A 20457-nucleotide genomic window follows, 5' to 3' on the forward strand; every position below is an offset into this window, starting at 1 on the left:
CTTACAAGTGTAAAGATAAGAAAAAGGTGGTTAATATGAGTATTTTAGTAAAGTTTCGTAAAATCATTTTTAGATTATCTTTTTTCAGAATTGTTTGTAAGCGGTTGCGTTTAAAAACTGTAAATCAATCATAATATATTTGGGGTTCGAGAGTTATACAATAAGCTGCAACAACTAGTGGAGTTGATCTTGAGCTGGCGGATTGATTTATTAAACTTTTTGTGAAGTAACATTTATAAAATGGATCGTGCCACAGATTGAAGGACTTAAAGGGGGATTGTAAGTTTGCTATACCCTATTACCCTCTCCTATAAGTAGTTATACAGGAACTACTCTATTATGTCTTTTGATGTGGGTGTATAGATGTTAGGAGGAGAATAAAATGAGAAATCCAGTAATACAGACATCTAATTTATCAAAATCCTATGATGGGAAAATTGTCTTAGATAAGATAGACTTTACGCTAAAACAGGGAGAAATCTATGGCTTACTAGGAAGAAATGGCGCTGGAAAGACTACCTTTATCAAAGCTATTTTAGGTTTGACAGCGATGGATAGTGGTGAAGTGAAGATTCTATCTGAAAAACTATCAGGGGACTTTTCTAAAGACTTGCTATCTCAAATCGGAGTGGTATTGGACAGTGCTTCTTTTTATCCTAATTTAACGGGACCTGAAAATCTCTCTATTTTTGCAAGATTGAGAGGAATTTCGCTAAAACAGGTAGAGCAAGCTTTACAAGTGGTAGGATTAGATGGGGAAAATAAAAAACTATTCAAGCAGTATTCTCTGGGAATGAAGCAAAGGTTAGCAATTGCTAACGCTATTATGCATCAGCCGAAAATTCTGATATTAGATGAACCAACAAATGGTTTGGATCCTATTGGTATCCTTGAAATGCGTCGTTATCTAAAGGAACTCAGTACCAATCATGGCATTTCGATTTTAATATCCAGTCACATTATTTCAGAACTTGAAAAGCTTGTAGATAGAGTTGGGATACTGCATGATGCCCACCTTATGGCTGAAAAGACTATGCAGGAATTAATAGATGGTGCAGATAAAAGGAAAATCCACCTAATTGTTTCGGATGCTTCTCAAGCTAGGGAAGTGCTTTGCAGGATAAATCTGCAAGAACAGATTAGTATTCTTTCGGATATAGAACTTGAACTTCAGGGAGAATCACCTACTTTTGACATTGCAGTCGTATCTAATTCCTTAAAAGACAACGGAATAGTTCTAAAAGAATATTCTTATAAAAACAATGAAAGTTTAGAGGATTACTTTAAGCGGATAACAGGAGGTGAGGGAATTGCTTGATTTAGTGAAGATTGAATTTCTCAAACAAAGGCATCAAAAACTGAATTTTGTCGTATATGGTGTTGTTTCCCTCTACCTAGCTCTCATCTGTTATTATGTAAATGATGCGAGAGGCTTGTTTGACTCCTTTCCCTTTGTCTATAAATTTTCTTTGTCTTATTTAAACTTTTTGATTCTCCCTTTGTATTGTGTTTCCTATACAATACAGGCATTTGGTGTAGAATATCGCTATCGCATCATGAACAACTTGAAACTCGCTTCAGCAAATCTAATGAAGACATTCTGGGCTAAGATTTTGTATATAGAAATCAACGCTCTGTGTATCATGTTATTCACCTATATTTCGGTTTCCTTATTCGCACTACTATCCCGCTTTTCTTCGACAGTCAGTTTGTCTTTATTATTAAGATTCTTCTATCTTTGTATGAGTAGTGGTATCTTAATTCCCATGGGAGTATTTCCTTTAGTTGCTTTGATCATGATAAAAGTCAGAGGCAAGGAGATAGTTGGGAATTTGGTCGGTGTCATGTATGTTTTAGTGTCATTTTTTTTAGCAAGGACGAGTCCAAATATCAGTCCAGTAACAAGTGCTAACAGTTTAATTTGGGAAGGAAACAGAGAAGGAGTGGTGCTTCAACAGCCAGCTATCTTATCGATTATTGTACTAGGTTTATCTTTACTTGTTTTGTCTTTCTTGTCCATTAAATCTTGGCTAAGAAAGGTGGATGAATAAATGTTGATGCTAGAATTGACTAAACTAAGAAGGCGAAAGATACTGTATATGATTCCCTTTGTAGCCATCCTGCTCTTTTTGTTAGAGTTTATGGTTGGTCATCAGATTTATCAAGGGCATTCGTTCGGTAGTGTGAATGGCTGGTATGTAGAAAATGGTTTCTTCTTTTTGAACTACTATTTTCTCCTCCCTTTTGCGAGCATGATTTTAGTGGATTTGATAAGAATAGAACAAGTGTCTAAAACGATTTCAAATCTCAGACTGATTCCTGTCGATTTGAAACAATTACTCCAAGCTAAGTTTATGCTTGCTTTGTTGATTAATCTACTAGTCAGTGAATGCACCTTTTTAACTATGCTTGTCCTAGAGCTAATGGATGGTGATTTTGCTTTCTCTAGTCTTACAATTTTATCGTGGGGATTTGGTTATGGAGTAATTGCTTTTGCTTATACACTGTCTGCTGGCATTATTGTCCTCTTCTTAGGAAAATATCGGAAGGAACTTATTCTTGCCCTACCACTTGCCTTTTTATTGTCATTTGCAGGTTTGTTTACTTTAACAACGGTTGTTGGGAGATATTATCTGGCAAATTTACTACTAATCATCATAGAGGAATTCACGGTTTTAACAGTTTCTGTATATGCCGTGTGGCTGATTACCTTGGTGGCATGTCTCCTTTATTTGTTGGCAGATAAACGCATGATGAACATTATTTTTGCTTATAAATGACAAGCTGAGTAGATGAGAATGTAAACTTTTGACAAAATTTGTGAACTGTGGGATAATAAAAAGGAATTAAGTATTGTGTCTATATCATAGGCTAGAAAAGACCCCAAGCTCACGTCCAAATAAGCTTGGGGTCTTTTTGACACTATTTGTCCTTGTTTAGCCATTTATCGACTATACGAAGAACGACACCGACCACAATTGGTCCGATGATAGTTTTAAGTATTGTATCCATCATGGGCTATCTCACCTCCTTTCGCAGGCGGTGTAGAAGTGCCGAATAATATTATACCACATATGTGCTAAACTTAGGAGTCACCCAATCGGGTGGCTTTTTTGTTTGTGGCTTGGATTTTTGATATAATAGAGCCATGAGTAGGATTTTAGATAATGAGATAATGGGGGACGAGGAGTTAGTAGAACGCACGCTCCGTCCTCAGTATTTACGTGAATATATCGGGCAGGATAAGGTTAAGGATCAGCTTCAAATCTTTATCGAGGCTGCCAAAATGCGGGATGAAGCGCTAGATCATGTGCTCTTATTTGGGCCTCCAGGCTTGGGAAAAACGACCATGGCTTTTGTTATCGCCAACGAACTGGGTGTCAATCTCAAGCAGACGTCTGGGCCTGTCATTGAAAAAGCCGGAGATCTAGTAGCGATTTTGAATGACTTAGAGCCTGGGGATGTTCTCTTTATTGACGAGATTCATCGCTTGCCTATGTCGGTGGAAGAGGTGCTTTATAGTGCCATGGAGGACTTCTACATTGATATCATGATTGGTGCTGGTGAAGGCAGTCGCAGTGTTCATTTGGAGTTGCCACCTTTTACCTTGATTGGTGCGACGACTCGAGCCGGGATGCTTTCAAATCCTCTACGGGCACGTTTTGGGATCACAGGTCATATGGAGTATTATGCTCATGCTGACTTGACGGAAATTGTCGAGCGGACGGCAGATATTTTTGAGATGGAAATTACTCATGAGGCAGCATCTGAGTTGGCCCTACGTAGTCGTGGGACTCCTCGTATTGCCAATCGTCTTCTCAAGCGAGTGCGCGATTTTGCCCAGATAATGGGGAATGGGACTATCGATGATCTTATTACCGATAAGGCTTTGACCATGCTGGATGTTGACCATGAAGGTTTGGACTATGTGGACCAAAAAATCCTTCGCACCATGATTGAGATGTACGGTGGTGGTCCTGTCGGATTAGGAACTCTTTCTGTTAATATTGCCGAGGAGCGCGAGACTGTCGAAGACATGTATGAGCCTTACTTGATTCAAAAAGGCTTTATCATGCGGACACGGTCTGGACGGGTGGCAACAGCCAAGGCATATGAACACTTAGGTTATGAATACAGTGAAAAATAAGCAAGAAATTCTAGAGGCTTTTAGAGAAAATCCGGATATGATGGCTATTCTGACGATCATCCGAAATCTTGGTCTGAAAGACTCGTGGTTGGCAGCAGGTTCTGTCAAAAATTTCATCTGGAATCTCTTGTCAGACAAATCCCCTTTTGACTGCGAAACAGATGTAGATGTAATTTTCTTTGATCCAGATATTTCTTATGAGGCAACCTTGTCCCTAGAGAAAAAACTGAGAGAGGACTTTCCTCAGTACCAGTGGGAATTGAAAAATCAAGTCTATATGCACCAGCACAGCCCTCATACTGCTCCCTATAGCAGCTCTTGTGATGCTATGAGTAAGTATCCAGAACGATGTACGGCTGTTGGACTACGCTTGAATGAAGAATCCGTTTTGGAACTCTTTACTCCATATGGTCTGGAGGATATTTTGAATTTTCAAGTTCGTCCAACTCCTCATTTTTTAGAGAATGAAGACCGAATGAAGCTCTATCGAACACGTCTATCCAAGAAAAATTGGCAGGAGAAATGGAAAAATTTGATTTTTAAAAATACTTAAGGAAACTTTAAGCTAGGAAGTGTATACTAAGTTCATAAGTTAAGAAGACCTTAACTTAAACTCCTAAAACTTTTTCATAATAATCTCCCTATAAAAAATAAAGTCGCCCAATCAGGCGACTTATTTTTTTGAAAAATGGGCTTTGTGCCTGAGAATAATACTCAATGAAAATCAAAGAGCAAACTAGGAAGCTAACCGCAGGTTGCTCAAAACACTGTTTTGAGGTTGCAGATAGAGCTGACGTGGTTTGAAGAGATTTTCGAAGAGTATAAATAGCTTAGTGATAGAAGAAAATAGGGAAATATGGTATAATGAAACGATAGATTTTTGAATAGGAATAAGATCATGTTTGGATTTTTTAAGAAAGATAAGGCTGTGGAAGTAGAGGTTCCGACACAGGTTCCTGCTCATATCGGCATCATCATGGATGGGAATGGCCGTTGGGCTAAAAAACGTATGCAACCACGGGTCTTCGGACACAAGGCGGGCATGGAAGCATTGCAAGCTGTGACTAAGGCAGCCAACAAACTAGGCGTCAAGGTTATTACAGTTTATGCTTTTTCTACGGAAAATTGGACCCGTCCAGATCAGGAAGTCAAGTTTATCATGAACTTGCCAGTAGAGTTTTATGACAATTATGTCCCGGAACTGCATGCGAATAATGTTAAGATTCAAATGATTGGGGAGACAGACCGACTGCCTAAGCCAACCTTTGAAGCTCTGACTAAGGCTGAGGAATTGACTAAGAACAACACAGGTTTGATTCTTAATTTTGCCCTCAACTATGGTGGACGTGCTGAGATTACACAGGCTCTTAAGTTGATTTCCCAGGATGTTTTAGATGCCAAAATCAACCCAGGTGACATCACAGAAGAATTGATTGATAACTATCTCTTCACCCAGCATTTGCCTAAGGACTTACGAGACCCAGACTTGATTATCCGCACTAGTGGAGAATTGCGTTTGAGCAATTTCCTTCCATGGCAGGGAGCCTATAGTGAGCTTTATTTTACGGATACCTTGTGGCCTGATTTTGACGAGGCAGCCTTGCAGGAAGCCATTCTTGCTTACAATCGTCGTCATCGTCGATTTGGAGGAGTTTAGGAGGAAATATGACACAGGATTTACAAAAAAGAACCTTGTTTGCAGGGATTGCCCTGGCTATTTTCCTACCAATTTTAATGATTGGGGGACTCTTGCTTCAGATAGCAATTGGAATCATAGCCATGCTGGCAATGCATGAACTTTTGAAGATGAGAGGTTTAGAGACCATGACTATGGAAGGCCTCTTGACCCTCTTTGCAACCTTTGCCTTGACCATTCCTTTGGAGAATTACCTGACTTTTTTACCAGTTGATGGGAATGTGGTTGCTTATAGTGTTTTGATTTCAATCATGTTAGGAACGACTGTGTTTAGCAAGTCTTATACGATTGAGGACGCTGTTTTCCCTCTTGCTATGAGTTTCTATGTAGGCTTTGGATTTAATGCTTTACTAGATGCTCGTATTGCAGGTTTAGATAAGGCTCTATTGGCCTTGTGTATCGTCTGGGCGACCGACAGTGGTGCCTATCTTGTTGGGATGAACTATGGTAAACGAAAATTAGCTCCGACAGTTTCTCCAAATAAAACCTTTGAGGGTGCCTTGGGTGGTATTTTAGGCGCTATTTTAGTAACCATCATCTTTATGATAGTTGACAGGACAGTTGCCCTTCCCTATGGAATTTACAAGATGTCAATCTTTGCTATTTTCTTTAGCATAGCTGGACAATTTGGTGATTTACTAGAAAGTTCGATCAAGCGTCACTTTGGTGTCAAGGATTCTGGGAAATTTATCCCTGGACATGGTGGTGTTTTGGATCGTTTCGATAGTATGTTGCTTGTATTTCCAATCATGCACTTGTTTGGACTCTTTTAATCAAAAGACGGAGGAAATACTATGCTCGGAATTTTAACCTTTATTCTGGTTTTTGGGATTATTGTGGTGGTGCACGAGTTCGGACATTTCTACTTTGCCAAGAAATCAGGGATTCTAGTGCGTGAATTTGCTATCGGTATGGGACCTAAAATCTTTGCTCATATTGGCAAGGATGGGACGGCCTATACCATTCGAATCTTGCCTCTGGGTGGCTATGTCCGCATGGCCGGTTGGGGTGATGATACAACTGAAATCAAGACAGGAACTCCTGTCAGTTTGACACTTGCTGAGGACGGTAAGGTTAAACGTATCAATCTTTCAGGTAAAAAATTGGATCAAACAGCTCTTCCTATGCAGGTGACCCAGTTTGATTTTGAAGACAAGCTCTTTATCAAGGGCTTGGTTCTGGAAGAAGAAAAAACATTTGCAGTGGATCACGATGCAACAGTTGTGGAAGCAGATGGAACGGAGGTTCGGATTGCTCCCTTGGATGTTCAATATCAAAATGCGACTATCTGGGGCAAACTGATTACCAACTTTGCAGGACCTATGAACAACTTTATCTTAGGTGTCGTTGTTTTCTGGATTTTAATCTTTATGCAAGGTGGTGTCAGAGATGTTGCTACTAACCAGTTCCATGTCATGCCTCAAGGGGCCTTGGCTAAGGTAGGAGTGCCAGAAACGGCACAGATTACTAAGATTGGCTCACATGAGATTAGCAATTGGGAAAACTTGATTCAGGCTGTGGAAACAGAAACCAAAGATAAGACGGCACCAAGTTTGGATGTGACTATTTCTGAAAATGGTAGTGACAAACAAGTAACGGTTACCCCAGAAGAAAATCAAGGTAGTTACCTTCTAGGTGTTCAACCGGGAATTAAGTCAGATTTTCTATCCATGTTTGTAGGTGGTTTTACAACCGCTGCCGACTCAGCTCTCCGAATTCTCTCAGCTTTGAAAAATCTGATTTTCCAACCAGATTTGAACAAGCTAGGTGGCCCTGTTGCCATCTTTAAGGCAAGTAGTGATGCTGCTAAAAATGGAATTGAAAATGTCTTGTACTTCTTGGCAATGATTTCTATCAATATTGGGATTTTTAATCTGATTCCGATTCCAGCTCTGGATGGTGGTAAGATTGTGCTCAATATCCTGGAAGCCATTCGCCGCAAACCATTAAAACAAGAAATTGAAACCTATGTCACCTTGGCCGGAGTGGTCATCATGGTTGTCTTGATGATTGCTGTGACCTGGAATGACATCATGCGACTCTTTTTTAGATAATCGAGGAATATTATGAAACAAAGTAAAATGCCTATCCCAACGCTTCGCGAAATGCCAAGCGATGCTCAAGTTATCAGCCACGCTCTTATGTTGCGTGCTGGTTATGTTCGCCAAGTATCTGCAGGTGTATACTCTTACCTACCACTTGCCAACCGTGTGATTGAAAAAGCTAAAAACATCATGCGCCAAGAATTCGACAAGATTGGTGCCGTTGAGATGTTGGCTCCTGCTCTTCTTAGTGCAGAATTGTGGCGCGAATCAGGTCGTTATGAAACTTACGGTGAAGACCTTTACAAACTAAAAAACCGTGAAAAATCAGACTTTATCCTAGGTCCAACTCACGAAGAAACCTTTACAGCTATTGTCCGTGATTCTGTTAAGTCTTACAAGCAATTGCCACTTAACCTTTATCAAATCCAGCCTAAGTATCGTGATGAAAAACGTCCACGTAATGGACTTCTTCGTACACGTGAGTTCATCATGAAGGATGCTTACAGTTTCCACGCTAACTACGATAGCTTGGACAGTGTTTACGATGAGTATAAGGCTGCTTATGAGCGTATTTTCACTCGTAGTGGTTTAGATTTCAAGGCTATCATCGGTGACGGTGGAGCCATGGGTGGTAAGGACAGCCAAGAATTTATGGCCATTACACCTGCCCGTACGGACCTTGACCGCTGGGTTGTTTTGGACAAGTCAGTTGCCTCATTTGACGAAATTCCTGCAGAAGTGCAAGAAGAAATCAAGGCAGAATTGCTCAAATGGATGGTCTCTGGTGAAGATACCATTGCTTACTCAAGTGAGTCTAGCTATGCTGCTAACTTGGAAATGGCAACAAACGAGTACAAACCAAGCAACCGTGTTGTCGCTGAAGAAGAAGTGACTCGTGTTGCAACACCAGATGTTAAATCAATCGATGAAGTTGCCGCCTTCCTCAACGTTCCAGAAGAACAAACGATTAAAACCCTTTTCTATATGGCAGACGGTGAGCTTGTTGCCGCCCTTCTAGTTGGAAATGATCAGCTTAATGAAGTTAAGTTGAAAAACCACTTGGGAGCAGATTTCTTTGACGTTGCTAGCGAAGAAGAAGTGGCAAATGTTGTTCAAGCAGGATTTGGTTCACTTGGCCCAGTTGGTTTGCCAGAGAATGTTAAAATCATCGCAGACCGTAAAGTGCAAGATGTTCGCAATGCGGTTGTGGGAGCTAATGAAGATGGCTACCACTTGACTGGTGTGAACCCAGGTCGTGATTTTACTGCAGAATATGTGGATATCCGTGAAGTTCGTGAGGGTGAAATTTCTCCAGACGGACAAGGTGTCCTTAACTTTGCGCGTGGTATCGAAATTGGTCACATCTTCAAACTCGGCACTCGCTATTCAGCAAGCATGGGAGCAGATGTTTTGGATGAAAATGGCCGTGCTGTGCCAATCATCATGGGATGTTACGGTATCGGTGTCAGCCGTCTCCTTTCAGCTGTCATGGAGCAACACGCTCGCCTCTTTGTTAACAAAACTCCAAAAGGTGAATACCGTTACGCTTGGGGAATCAATTTCCCTAAAGAATTGGCACCATTTGATGTGCACTTGATTACTGTCAATGTTAAGGATGAAGAAGCCCAAGCTTTGACAGAAAAGCTTGAAGCAAGCTTGATGGGAGCTGGTTACGAAGTCTTGACAGATGACCGTAACGAACGTGTCGGTGTTAAATTCAGCGATAGTGACTTGATTGGATTGCCTATCCGTATCACTGTTGGTAAAAAAGCGGCTGATGGCATCGTCGAAGTTAAGATTAAAGCGACTGGTGACACCATCGAAGTTCATGCAGATAACTTGCTTGAAACGCTTGAAATCCTCAGCAAGAAATAAAAACTATAATCAGAAGAAAAACAAGGAAAAAATGTAACTAGTTTTTACCTTGTTTTTTCTGTATAATGGGAAAAATGAGTAGATAAAGAGGTAAATGTATGCTAAGATTTCCAAAGGGTTTTGTCTGGGGATCCTCTACTTCTGGACCACAGACAGAAGGACGTGTAGCTGGTGACGGTAAAGGAGATAATCTCTGGGATTATTGGTATCAAGTGGAGCCAAATCGTTACTATAATGGGATTGGTCCAGATAAGACATCGACCTTTTATGCAAATTGGGAGCAGGATATTGAGCTACTGGTAGAAACTGGTCACACGGCCTTTCGGACTTCTATTCAATGGTCACGGATTTTTCCACAAGGGCGTGGAAAAGTCAATGCTCAAGGTGTGGATTTCTATCGTAAGGTTTTTGAGGCTATTAAAGCCAAAGGGATTCGTCTGTTAGTCAATCTCTATCATTTTGATCTGCCTTTTGCCCTTCAAGAAGTTGGTGATGGTTGGGAAAATAAGGCGACTGTCTCAGCCTATGAAGACTATGCTCGTTTTTGTTTTGAGACTTATGGAGATTTAGTGGATCAGTGGATTACCTTTAACGAGCCAATCGTTCCTGTAGAATTTGGCTATTTTTACGATGCTCATTATCCACATAAGGTGGATGCAGAGGCGGCAGTTAAAGTAGCCTATCATACACAATTGGCTAGCAGTCGGGCGGTTAAGGCTTGTCATGAACTCTTGCCTAATTCCAAAATTGGGATTGTCCTCAACTTGACACCGGCTTATCCACGTAGCCAGCATCCTGCCGATGTCAAGGCTGCTCGTATTGCAGACCTTTTTCAGGCCCAATCTTTCTTAGATCCGTCTGTTTTGGGTACTTATCCACAGGAATTGGTAGAAATATTTCATGAACACGGCCTTTTACCTGATACTACAGAGGAGGAGTTGGAGCTCATTCGTGACAATACGGTAGACTTCCTTGGTGTCAACTACTATCAACCTTTGCGTGTTATGGCACCTCGATTTGCTAAACATCCAGAGAGTCCTCTCTTACCAGAACATTTTTATGAGCCTTATGTGATGCCTGGACGTAAAATCAATCCTCACCGTGGCTGGGAGATTTATGAGCAAGGGATTTATGACATTGCCCAAAATATCAAGGAAAATTATGGCAATATTGAGTGGATGTTGACAGAGAATGGTATGGGTGTTGAGGGGGAAGACAAATTCCGTCAAGATGGGATGATTCAAGATGATTACCGTATTGACTTTGTAAAAGGTCATCTTCGTGAACTGCACCGTGCTATTGAAGACGGAGCCAATTGTAAGGGATACTTGATTTGGACCTTTATCGATTGCTGGTCATGGCTCAATAGCTATAAAAATCGCTATGGTTTGGTCGAATTAGTCTTGGAAACGCAAGAGCGTCGTCTGAAGAAATCAGGGCACTGGTTCAAGGAATTAAGCGATAATAATGGATTTTAAAAAGGACTCTGACTGATTATCCTAATTGGTCAGAGTTTTTTGCTTACAGGAGATAAATTTGAACTATACCAATTTTAACTCTTGACAAGTGAAAGAAACAAGTATATACTGTTTTTGCTGATTCCGTAACAGAGGAATTAGACTATACCAATTTTAAGGAGAAAGCACAGCTGGTCTGTGTCGTATATACTATGTGTGGAATTGTTGGTGTTATTGGAAACACAAATGCAACTGATATTTTGATTCAAGGGCTTGAAAAGCTCGAATACCGTGGCTATGATTCTGCGGGAATTTTTGTCCTAGGTGGTGCTGAAAACCATCTAGTCAAGGCTGTAGGTCGTATTGCAGAATTGTCTGCCAAGACAGCTGGTGTTGAGGGAACAGCTGGTATCGGACATACTCGTTGGGCAACTCACGGGAAACCAACTGAGGACAATGCTCACCCACATCGCTCTGAGACTGAACGTTTTGTTTTAGTGCACAATGGAGTGATTGAAAACTATCTTGAAATCAAGGAAGAATACCTTGCAGGTCACCACTTCAAAGGGCAAACAGATACGGAAATTGCCGTTCACTTGATTGGAAAATTTGCGGAAGAAGAAGGTCTCTCAGTTCTTGAAGCCTTTAAAAAAGCCCTTCACATCATCCGTGGTTCTTATGCCTTTGCCTTGGTTGACTCACAAGATCCTGAAGTCATCTACGTGGCTAAAAATAAATCACCGCTTTTGATTGGTCTTGGGGAAGGCTACAACATGGTTTGTTCAGACGCCATGGCTATGATTCGTGAGACCAACCAATACATGGAAATTCATGACCAAGAGTTGGTAATCGTCAAGGCTGATAGTGTGGAAGTTCAAGACTATGATGGCAACAGTCGTGAGCGTGCTAGCTACACTGCTGAGCTTGATTTGTCAGATATCGGTAAGGGAACTTATCCTTACTACATGCTCAAGGAAATCGATGAGCAACCAACGGTTATGCGTAAACTCATCCAAGCCTACACAGATGAGGCTGGTCAAGTTGTCGTAGATCCAGCCATCATCAAGGCTGTTCAAGACGCAGACCGTATCTATATCCTTGCAGCTGGAACATCTTACCACGCAGGATTTGCTTCTAAGAAGATGTTGGAAGAATTGACTGATACACCAGTGGAACTGGGAATTTCATCTGAGTGGGGCTATGGTATGCCACTTCTCAGCAAGAAACCACTCTTCATCTTTATCAGTCAGTCTGGTGAAACAGCGGATAGCCGTCAGGTTTTGGTTAAGGCTAATGAAATGGGAATCCCAAGCTTGACAGTGACAAACGTACCAGGTTCAACTCTTTCACGTGAAGCCAACCATACCATGCTCCTTCATGCAGGTCCTGAAATTGCCGTAGCATCAACAAAGGCTTATACAGCACAAATTGCAGCCCTTGCCTTCCTTGCAAAAGCAGTCGGAGAAGTAAATGGCAATGCTAAAGCGCAAGCCTTTGACCTGGTTCATGAGTTGTCAATCGTAGCTCAGTCTATCGAATCAACTCTTTCAGAGAAAGAAACCATCGAAGCCAAGGTTCGTGAGCTTCTTGAAACAACTCGCAACGCCTTTTATATTGGGCGTGGTCAAGATTACTACGTGGCTATGGAAGCAAGCCTTAAACTCAAAGAGATTTCTTACATCCAGTGTGAAGGCTTTGCGGCAGGAGAACTCAAGCACGGAACCATTGCCTTGATTGAAGAAGGAACACCTGTTTTGGCCCTCTTGTCAGATCCAGTCCTTGCCAACCACACTCGCGGAAATATCCAAGAAGTGGCAGCCCGTGGTGCCAAAGTCCTCACTATCGCAGAAGAAAATGTTGCCAAAGATACAGATGATATCGTTCTTACGACCGTCCACCCTTACCTCTCACCAATCTCAATGGTAGTACCAACACAATTGGTCGCTTACTTTGCAACACTCCACCGTGGCCTTGATGTGGACAAACCACGTAACCTTGCTAAGTCAGTAACGGTAGAATAAGCTTAAAAAGTCTAGTTATCTAGGCTTTTTCTTGTGAGCAAATCGGTTGCTTGTACTCAAGATTCGTGTTAGAATAATTTTTCAAAATGAAGGACCGGAATAGACAAGGAGAATCACTGTGGTAGAATTGGGAATTTCAACATTTGGAGAAACAACGGAGCTTGAAGGGACTGGGAAAACTTACAGTCATGCTGAACGCATTCGCCAGTTGCTGGCAGAGATTGAACTGGCTGACAAGGTTGGTTTGGATGTGTATGGTATTGGTGAGCACCATCGAGCGGATTTTGCGGTATCAGCCCCAGAGATTGTCCTGGCAGCAGGTGCAGTCAATACCAAGAAAATCCGTTTGACCAGTGCAGTCAGCATTCTCTCAAGTATGGATCCGATTCGCTTGTTCCAACAGTATGCCACTATCGATGCTTTGTCAAATGGACGAGCGGAGATTATGGCTGGAAGGGGTTCTTTCACGGAATCTTTTCCCTTGTTTGGATATGATTTGAAAGACTACGAAGCCCTTTTTGATGAGAAATTAGACTTGCTTCAATTAGTCAATGAAAAGACCAAGTTAGACTGGCAAGGTCGATTGACCCAAACAATCTCTGGCAAAGAAGTTTATCCTCGTCCAGTTCAAGACAAATTGCCCTTGTGGATAGCGACAGGTGGTCATGTCGAATCAACAGTGAAGATTGCTCAGGCTGGTCTACCGATTGTTTATGCCATTATTGGTGGCAATCCGAGTTATTTTAAAAAGTTGATTCAGGCTTATCGTGAGATTGGGAGCGAAGCGGGTCATGCCAGTCAGGAACTAAAGGTTGGAGCTCATTCTTGGGGTTGGATTGCTGAAGATGGCGAGCAGGCTGTGAAAGATTATTTCCATCCGACCAAGCAAGTGGTGGATGCTATCTCTAAAGACCGTCCGCACTGGCAGGAATTGCGTTATGAACAATATTTGGAGCAAGTTGGGCCAAATGGTGCCATGTTTGTGGGCAATCCAGATCAGGTGGCAGAAAAATTGATTCGCATGATTGAGGATTTAGGTTTGGACCGCTTCATGCTCCATCTACCGCTTGGTTCCATGCCTCATGACCAGGTTCTGAGAGCTATTGAACTCTTCGGCACGCAAGTGGCTCCAAAAGTACGGGCATACTTCGCCATGAAAGAGGCTTAATAAAAAATCCTAATCAAGTTTATTAGGACAACAAATATTGTACAAAAATTAATCCCCCGAGCTATAATGCTTGGGGGATTTTTCTATAGGAGGGCTAGTTTAGTTCTCTTTTTTGTTTTTTAGCAAGAAACCGAGACCTAGGAGTGCAAGGAGGCTGATTCCTGCAAACAGGAGTTTGTTATCGTTTTTGGTTCCTGTATTTGGAAGTTCAGCTTGTTTAGCTGGAGTTGCAGGTATATTTTCCTTGTTAGAGTTATCTACCGATTCGTTTCGAACAGCTTCACTTACAGATGATGCTTGTACTTCTTGTGCTGGTTGTGAAACTTGTGTAGTTTGTGAATCAGTTGTAGCTTGGCTAGGTTTATTTTCTTCATCAGCTACTTTTGTATCTGGTTTAGTAGAATCAGGTTTAGCTTGTGGAGCTGGATCTGTATTTTGATGTTCAGGTTTGTTTAATCGATTTGGAATATCGCTTGTACTGTGCTCTTGACTTTGACCTTGTTCTTGTCTAGAATTTGAAAGGTCAAATTCTGGTTTTTCTTCCACAGCTGGGGCAACGATGGCACCGCCTTGAGAGACTCGAAGAACAGTGGCAGTAAGGGCATTTAATTTCAAGCCTTTTTCAGTCCACTCAAGTCCTTTCGGGTTGGCAATTCCTACTGGTCCTGCTTGGTTTTCATCTGCCAAAACTTCAGCATTTCTGAGGTGGGCAAAGGCAGTTCCCAAATTAAATTCGCGAGCTTTTTCATCCGCATTGACAAAGACTGCGTAGATATCACCGTTTGGAGCAGTAATTTGGTAGCCAATTACTACATCCTCTTTTTCTACACCATTTTGACCTGGGACAGTGATGAGTTGGACACGGTCTTTGATATCTTGGAGACTCTTAAGTCGGAAGGCGTCTGTAGATTGACGAAGGGCAATCAAACCTTTCATATAGTTACGGCTCTTGACATTTTCAGGATAAGCTTTACCATCTGTAGCCTTAGTCCAGTCAAACTTGTTAATAGCATCACTCGAATCGTAAGAGTCATGGATGAAGTAAGGATAGTCAAATGGATTGCCGTCCTTATCACGCAACAAGTGAGATTTGTTTGGTTGTTTGTCCTCTGCTACTGGAGTCTTGTAGGCTGGGTCACGGAATTGTTTAGTACGTCCATATTCCTGACCAGAGTGGATAAATGGAGTTCCTTGAGCTGTCAAGACCATGAGATTTCCAAGTCGCAAACGACGGTGGATTTCAGCGTAGTTCTCAGCCTTGCTTGGGTCTTTTTTGATAGACTGGGCAATGATGTCAAAGAGGGTCAAGTTATCATGGGCTGCGATGTATTGAATCACATCTCCAGGACTGTCTGCTTCAAAGTTGGTTGGTTGAGCAATGAGATTTTTGAAGATAGTGTTGATATCACGCTTGCCACCTGTGATAAAGGCAGGTTGACCTTCGTTTGGATAACCAGACTTGAGGTTGTTACGGATGTCATCTGAGAAGACAGCGACAGTATCGGTATGTTTCATCCAATCTTGATCAGCAGCTTTAGTAGGCATGTTCTCATCACCAGCATAGGTTCTCCAACCTTCACCCAGCATGATGAGGTTTGGATTGAGGGCGCGTGCAGCCTTGTAAGCTTCTTCGATAGAAGCGGCATCATGGTCTCCCATCATATCGAAGCGGAATCCATCAACTTTGTAGGTATCGACCAGATATTTGATAGAGTCAACTAGAATCCGTTTGGTCATATGGTGGGTTGTTCCCAAACGTCCACCACCAAAGCTAGTGCGAGGTGTCCCATCAGCATCCATAAAGTGGTAGTAGTTTGGCTCTAGGTCTTCAAAGATATCGACTTTGGCTGTATGGTTATACACTACGTCCAGGATAGCTCCCATGCCACGTTTGTGGATCTCGTTGATGAGGTTTTTAAATTCTGCGATTCGTTTTTCTGGATTCTTCGGATCGCTTGAGTACATACCAGTCAATGAGAAGTAGTTTTGAGGATCATATCCCCAGTTGTAGTTGCTGTTGCTTGAAGCATAGTCAGACAAGCGTTCATGGTTTTTCAATTCATTGACAAAGTAGTAAGACAAGACTGGAAGGAGCTGGATGTGGGTCACACCTAAGTCTTTGAGATAGTCTAGTTTTTCAATAAAGGCTTCAAAAGTACCAAATGGTTTGGTTAAGTCTTTTGCAATGGCAGGATCTGAAGTGAAGTCACGCACATGAGCTTCGTAGATAACGGCATCTTCACGAGTCTTGAAATTGTGAATCTTACCATAAGTCAAGTCTTGAGGTCCGAGTTTAGCTGGATTTACAAAGGCGGCTTTAGCCACTTTATGGGCATCGTCAATCTTGGCATCGTCACTATTCCAAGCAGCGAGGGATTTAGCGTAAGGATCGAGTGCAAGAACAGTTTTACCCTGACGCTCAATTTGGTATTGATAATAATATCCAGTGAAATCTGTGATTCCTAGTTTGCTTGTGCTATCCAGAGTTTGTTTCCAAGTTCCTCTTTCCCCTTTTTCAAGAGCGACAGTTCCAACCACTTTTTCAGGGTCATTCTTGTCGTAGACAACGACAGAAACCTTATCAGCACTTGGTGACCAAAGGGTCAAATCAACTTGTTTTCCTTCTTCTTTGAGGTCGGCTCCAAGTTTGCCATCATAACTGTAAGTCTCATCTTTAAGACGCCAGCTTGTTTTGGTAGTAAATTGGACGGAATTGTAGCTAACAGTATAAGGATGTTTTGTGTCAGAGAAATCTCCGCTGTAGGTCACTTTCTTACCAGCCTCATCGATTGCGACATCGGTAATAGCTACTTTTTCTCCTAGGTGATTAGTGATGTTAGAGTGTTTGAGGATATCCTTTTTTTTAGCACCGACAAGTGTTGAAAAACTACTTTCAATGCTAGAAGTTCCTACGTGCTGAGCCCCTGTCATGCGGATATCATGGACATAGTATGGATTTGTGTAAATCGTTTCGTCATCATCTTTTAGGAAAATTTGGCTATGATTTTTCAAATCTGTAAACTTATAATCTTCTTTACGGATTTTCACGTCGTCTCCTTGTTTGCTCTCATCTAATAGTAAAAATCCAAATTCTTTGGCGGCATCCTTAAGAGGAATGTCGATATAGCGACCATATTTGCCTGTAGCCGTAAAGTCTGTTCCGTCAGGCCATTGAGCGCTACTTGGATTTTTTACATCTCCCCAGTACCAGAGAGATTTCTTGTCATAGTTGCCATCTGTACGGTAGTAGTTGACGCGAACAGTTCCTGCCGGTTGTGGCTCGTAAGAGAAAACCTTGTAATCTTGGTCCAACCAAGCCTCATTCATCTTTGGTGCCAGTTTTTCTGCCGATTTATCGCCGGTTAGATTTTTCCCAGCTGTATTATTGATGAGGAAGCTAATTTTCTTGGCTTGTTCTCCCTTTAATTTGACATCTAGGTAATAGCCGTAGTCATCTTTTTTGGCATCCTTAAAGGACAGGGCTCCGTTTGGCCAATTTTCAGAAGGTTTTTCAACATCGTCCCAAGTCCATAGTCCTTGAGTATCCTTGTTTTCTTCAGGAAGTTTTTTGACATGGATACGGAAGTAGTTGTCTTCGATGGGCTCTTCTGCCTTAGTTTCAGTTGTTACTGGATTCGTAGAAGTAGTTGGCTCACTTGAACGATCTTGCTCGGTTTGTGGTGCTGAATCGGCTGGGCCTGCAACAGGAGTGGTTGGCTCTGTTGCAGGATTTTCTTCTTTTTTCTCTAGGGAAGCGTTTGCATTGTTAGGTGAAGAAAAATCGCTTTCGTTCTTGCCAGCGATGTTTGTTGCATCAGTAAGAGGTTGGGCAAGGACAGTAGTAGTTTCACTATTACTTGCGTTAGTGGTTGGTGTACTTTCGTTGGCTGAGATAGTTGGCGTAGCCATAGCAAGTAGGACAAGGCTTGCGCCGATAAGGACAGAACCAGTTCCATTTTTGAGGGAACGGATGCTGTAGACCATTTTTTTCTCAGTTTGAGCTGGTGTTTTTCTCATGATGATTCTCCAATCAATAAATTTCTATATCAGTATAGCATGTAGTAAAACAATATGCAAGCGTTTTCTCGAAATTAAAACAAAAGAAAATCGCAACAGGTTTTCTGTTACGACTAAGCTAGTCTTTCTTTATGAATTTGTGAACCCAAAAGGTGGAGGTGGTAAAATAGTTCTACAGTAGAAAGATTCCGACTACAAATAATGGGTTTCGGACAGTTGGAAACAGGAAAGGTAGTGATAACAATATCGTGCGGAATTTGATTGAGAATCGAGAAAGAAATCGTAGATTCTTCCCAAGAATCAAATAGATAGAGATTGTTACCGTAGTGGGAAAGGGTGTCAATTAGGTTTTGTGCGTGCTCACTATCTAGATGACTAATGACCAAAACACGAATTTTGGGAAGTTTTTGAAGTAATTGGACTAAAATGCGTTGTCCTTGGATAGAAAAGGCATAAACTAGGTCTTGTAGCTTACTTGGATGATTTTCTAGCCCCATTTCAGTCAGGTAAGATTGGAATTTGTGTTGACTTACTTCAAATAGTTTTGGAAATTCTTTTTGATAATTGGTTAAAAGTAAAGACTTCTGTTTTTCAAGAGACTTGTTGCTAAGTGGGTGTAGAAAATCAGCTTGGGCAGTGTAGTGGAGGAGCCAAATCAATTCTTCTCGATTTGCAATTTGTAGGTGAAATTCTTTAGCCAATTCTTCTAAGATTTGACTCAATAAACGATAGGATTTTTGAATCTGATGAATGTCTCCTAAAGCTCCATTACTAGGATTGTTTGTGATTTGAGGCGACTTTACTGGGTTTGAAAATAGCTGTTCCAGTGCTTCTTTTGTAGGTTCAAAATGGAGTTTTTTAGCCAGTTTTTTGATATCTTGTTCGAACTGCGGAATTTGCATCAGAGAGCTGTAGTGACTGGTTAAAAGGGGAGTAGGATTTTCAATCAAATGACTCATATTAAACCGCTCCAGATTGATAGCTAGGGTATATTTGATTTGTCGTAGACTGCTGAGGTTGAGTGAAATTTGTTGGGCCTTCAAAAATAACTGAATCAAATCAGTCAAATACTCTTCGGAAATAGAAGGGAAGGGCCAATCAAGAAAGCTGTAACTTTGGCTAAAGTAGTCCAGATAAAAGGAGCGAATGTCCTCTTCTGCCCCCATCATGTTCAAAGGGGAAGGTTGTATGCTGATGCCATAGTGTTGCGGGAGTTTAGTATTTAGATGTTGGATGATTTCCTCAATCTGCTCTGGATTAGACGAAAGTACCTGACATATTTGGTCAAGTGATTGGCTGTCCTTGAAAAAAAGTTGGTTTAAAAAAGAATAAGTTGGGGATTGTTCAAAGATAGCAATCCTAGGGTCTAAGGAGTTTCGGGCTTCAAACTGCAACTGAATACCTTCTTTTGTTGATTGAATAAGGAGGTTTGGAAATAATTGCTCAAGTTTAAAAAGGTGTTCTTGCAATTCTTCTGTTGAAAAATTCAGCTTTTCAGCAAAGACTGGGAACTCTATCCAATCATGGTGTTTGGTTAATTCTTCCAGTAACACTAGCAGATTTTGTTCTGTTTCAGAAAGCAAAATATCCATAACAAATCTCCTTATATATTTATACATATATATATTAAAAGAAAAAGCAAGTAAAGTCAAGAAAAACAGGATAAGATAAAATAGGATAACTGTAATTTACTATCTTCTTCGTAGATAATTAGGCTGAAAATGAAGTTTGCAAAGCGATCATTGAATTTAATTTTTTATAGGGTAACTTCTAAAACTAACTTCCAGTTTCCCACAACCTAGCCTTTAGTATGATAAAAATCGTAAAAACCAGTGGAAATTCTTCTTAGACTAACGTCCGCTGGTTTTCTTTTTCTTGATATATAAGGGTTCAAAAGCGAAAAGACTCAGAAAAAAGTGTACGACAAATAGCCTTAAAACAGAGTCGTCTTAGAGTAACTTCCAGTTGCTAGCGTTTAGTGTGAGACTTTTCGATGGTGATAAGATGTGTAGTTAGAGGGGAAAATTCCCT

The 20457-nt window shown here is 41.2% G+C and carries 15 protein-coding genes; 12 read left to right on the forward strand and 3 right to left on the reverse strand.

Annotated features, from left to right (window positions below):
* Positions 1 to 382: 382 nt before the first annotated feature.
* Genes ACAM22_RS01035 through ACAM22_RS01045 form a run of 3 tightly spaced genes read left to right on the forward strand, consistent with a single transcriptional unit; the run spans position 383 to position 2780 of the window.
* The gene (locus tag ACAM22_RS01035; RefSeq protein ID WP_261053079.1) at positions 383 to 1318 is read left to right on the forward strand and encodes an ABC transporter ATP-binding protein; all 936 of its coding nucleotides are present in this window, start codon (positions 383 to 385) and stop codon (positions 1316 to 1318) included.
* Positions 1302 to 2051, forward strand: coding sequence for an ABC transporter permease (locus ACAM22_RS01040; protein WP_265491968.1), 750 nt, complete (start codon positions 1302 to 1304; stop codon positions 2049 to 2051). Before ACAM22_RS01035 ends, ACAM22_RS01040 begins: the two co-directional genes overlap by 17 nt.
* 48 nt (positions 2052 to 2099) lie before the next feature.
* On the forward strand, positions 2100 to 2780 hold the full coding sequence (locus tag ACAM22_RS01045) for an ABC transporter permease (protein ID WP_369606816.1): 681 nt from the start codon (positions 2100 to 2102) through the stop codon (positions 2778 to 2780).
* 142 nt (positions 2781 to 2922) lie between these two features.
* Here the strand turns inward: ACAM22_RS01045 and ACAM22_RS01050 are convergent, their stop codons facing one another.
* Positions 2923 to 3015, reverse strand: a complete 93-nt coding sequence (locus tag ACAM22_RS01050; RefSeq protein WP_000969508.1) for a type I toxin-antitoxin system Fst family toxin — start codon at positions 3013 to 3015, stop codon at positions 2923 to 2925.
* A gap of 133 nt (positions 3016 to 3148) precedes the next feature.
* Here ACAM22_RS01050 and ruvB point away from each other — a divergent pair, with 133 nt between their 5' ends.
* The 9 genes from ruvB to ACAM22_RS01095 all read left to right on the forward strand — a co-directional run bounded on the left by ruvB (position 3149) and on the right by ACAM22_RS01095 (position 14409).
* On the forward strand, positions 3149 to 4147 hold the full coding sequence (gene ruvB / locus ACAM22_RS01055) for a Holliday junction branch migration DNA helicase RuvB (protein ID WP_080982914.1): 999 nt from the start codon (positions 3149 to 3151) through the stop codon (positions 4145 to 4147).
* Positions 4128 to 4700 carry a nucleotidyltransferase family protein gene (locus tag ACAM22_RS01060; RefSeq protein ID WP_261053068.1) on the forward strand — a complete coding sequence of 191 codons (573 nt, stop codon included), beginning with the start codon at positions 4128 to 4130 and terminating at the stop codon, positions 4698 to 4700. The genes ruvB and ACAM22_RS01060 overlap by 20 nt, the downstream gene beginning before the upstream one ends.
* A gap of 345 nt (positions 4701 to 5045) precedes the next feature.
* The gene (locus ACAM22_RS01065; RefSeq protein WP_261053067.1) at positions 5046 to 5804 is read left to right on the forward strand and encodes an isoprenyl transferase; all 759 of its coding nucleotides are present in this window, start codon (positions 5046 to 5048) and stop codon (positions 5802 to 5804) included.
* 8 nt (positions 5805 to 5812) lie between these two features.
* Entirely contained in the window at positions 5813 to 6616 is an 804-nt protein-coding gene (locus ACAM22_RS01070; protein WP_265472048.1) for a phosphatidate cytidylyltransferase, read from the forward strand.
* A gap of 21 nt (positions 6617 to 6637) precedes the next feature.
* Positions 6638 to 7897 (forward strand): RIP metalloprotease RseP, encoded by a 1260-nt coding sequence (gene rseP / locus ACAM22_RS01075; protein ID WP_369606817.1) that lies wholly within the window; start codon positions 6638 to 6640, stop codon positions 7895 to 7897.
* 12 nt (positions 7898 to 7909) lie between these two features.
* Entirely contained in the window at positions 7910 to 9763 is a 1854-nt protein-coding gene (locus tag ACAM22_RS01080) for a proline--tRNA ligase (RefSeq protein ID WP_033682387.1), read from the forward strand.
* A gap of 98 nt (positions 9764 to 9861) precedes the next feature.
* Positions 9862 to 11241 carry a 6-phospho-beta-glucosidase gene (gene bglA, locus ACAM22_RS01085; RefSeq protein ID WP_369606818.1) on the forward strand — a complete coding sequence of 460 codons (1380 nt, stop codon included), beginning with the start codon at positions 9862 to 9864 and terminating at the stop codon, positions 11239 to 11241.
* A gap of 191 nt (positions 11242 to 11432) precedes the next feature.
* Positions 11433 to 13241, forward strand: a complete 1809-nt coding sequence (glmS, locus tag ACAM22_RS01090) for a glutamine--fructose-6-phosphate transaminase (isomerizing) (RefSeq protein WP_369606819.1) — start codon at positions 11433 to 11435, stop codon at positions 13239 to 13241.
* A gap of 118 nt (positions 13242 to 13359) precedes the next feature.
* The gene (locus tag ACAM22_RS01095; RefSeq protein ID WP_369606820.1) at positions 13360 to 14409 is read left to right on the forward strand and encodes an LLM class flavin-dependent oxidoreductase; all 1050 of its coding nucleotides are present in this window, start codon (positions 13360 to 13362) and stop codon (positions 14407 to 14409) included.
* A gap of 99 nt (positions 14410 to 14508) precedes the next feature.
* Here ACAM22_RS01095 and ACAM22_RS01100 read toward each other — a convergent pair whose 3' ends face one another.
* Together ACAM22_RS01100 and ACAM22_RS01105 are read right to left on the reverse strand one after the other, a co-directional pair.
* Positions 14509 to 18426, reverse strand: a complete 3918-nt coding sequence (locus tag ACAM22_RS01100) for a pullulanase (RefSeq protein ID WP_369606821.1) — start codon at positions 18424 to 18426, stop codon at positions 14509 to 14511.
* A gap of 113 nt (positions 18427 to 18539) precedes the next feature.
* A complete protein-coding gene (locus tag ACAM22_RS01105; RefSeq protein WP_261053038.1) occupies positions 18540 to 20018 on the reverse strand; it encodes a M protein trans-acting positive regulator PRD domain-containing protein in 1479 nt (492 codons plus the stop codon).
* Between the last annotated feature and the right edge of the window lie 439 nt (positions 20019 to 20457).

It is taken from the genome of Streptococcus sp. SN-1, assembly GCF_041154385.1.
GTDB lineage: Bacteria > Bacillota > Bacilli > Lactobacillales > Streptococcaceae > Streptococcus > Streptococcus mitis_CT.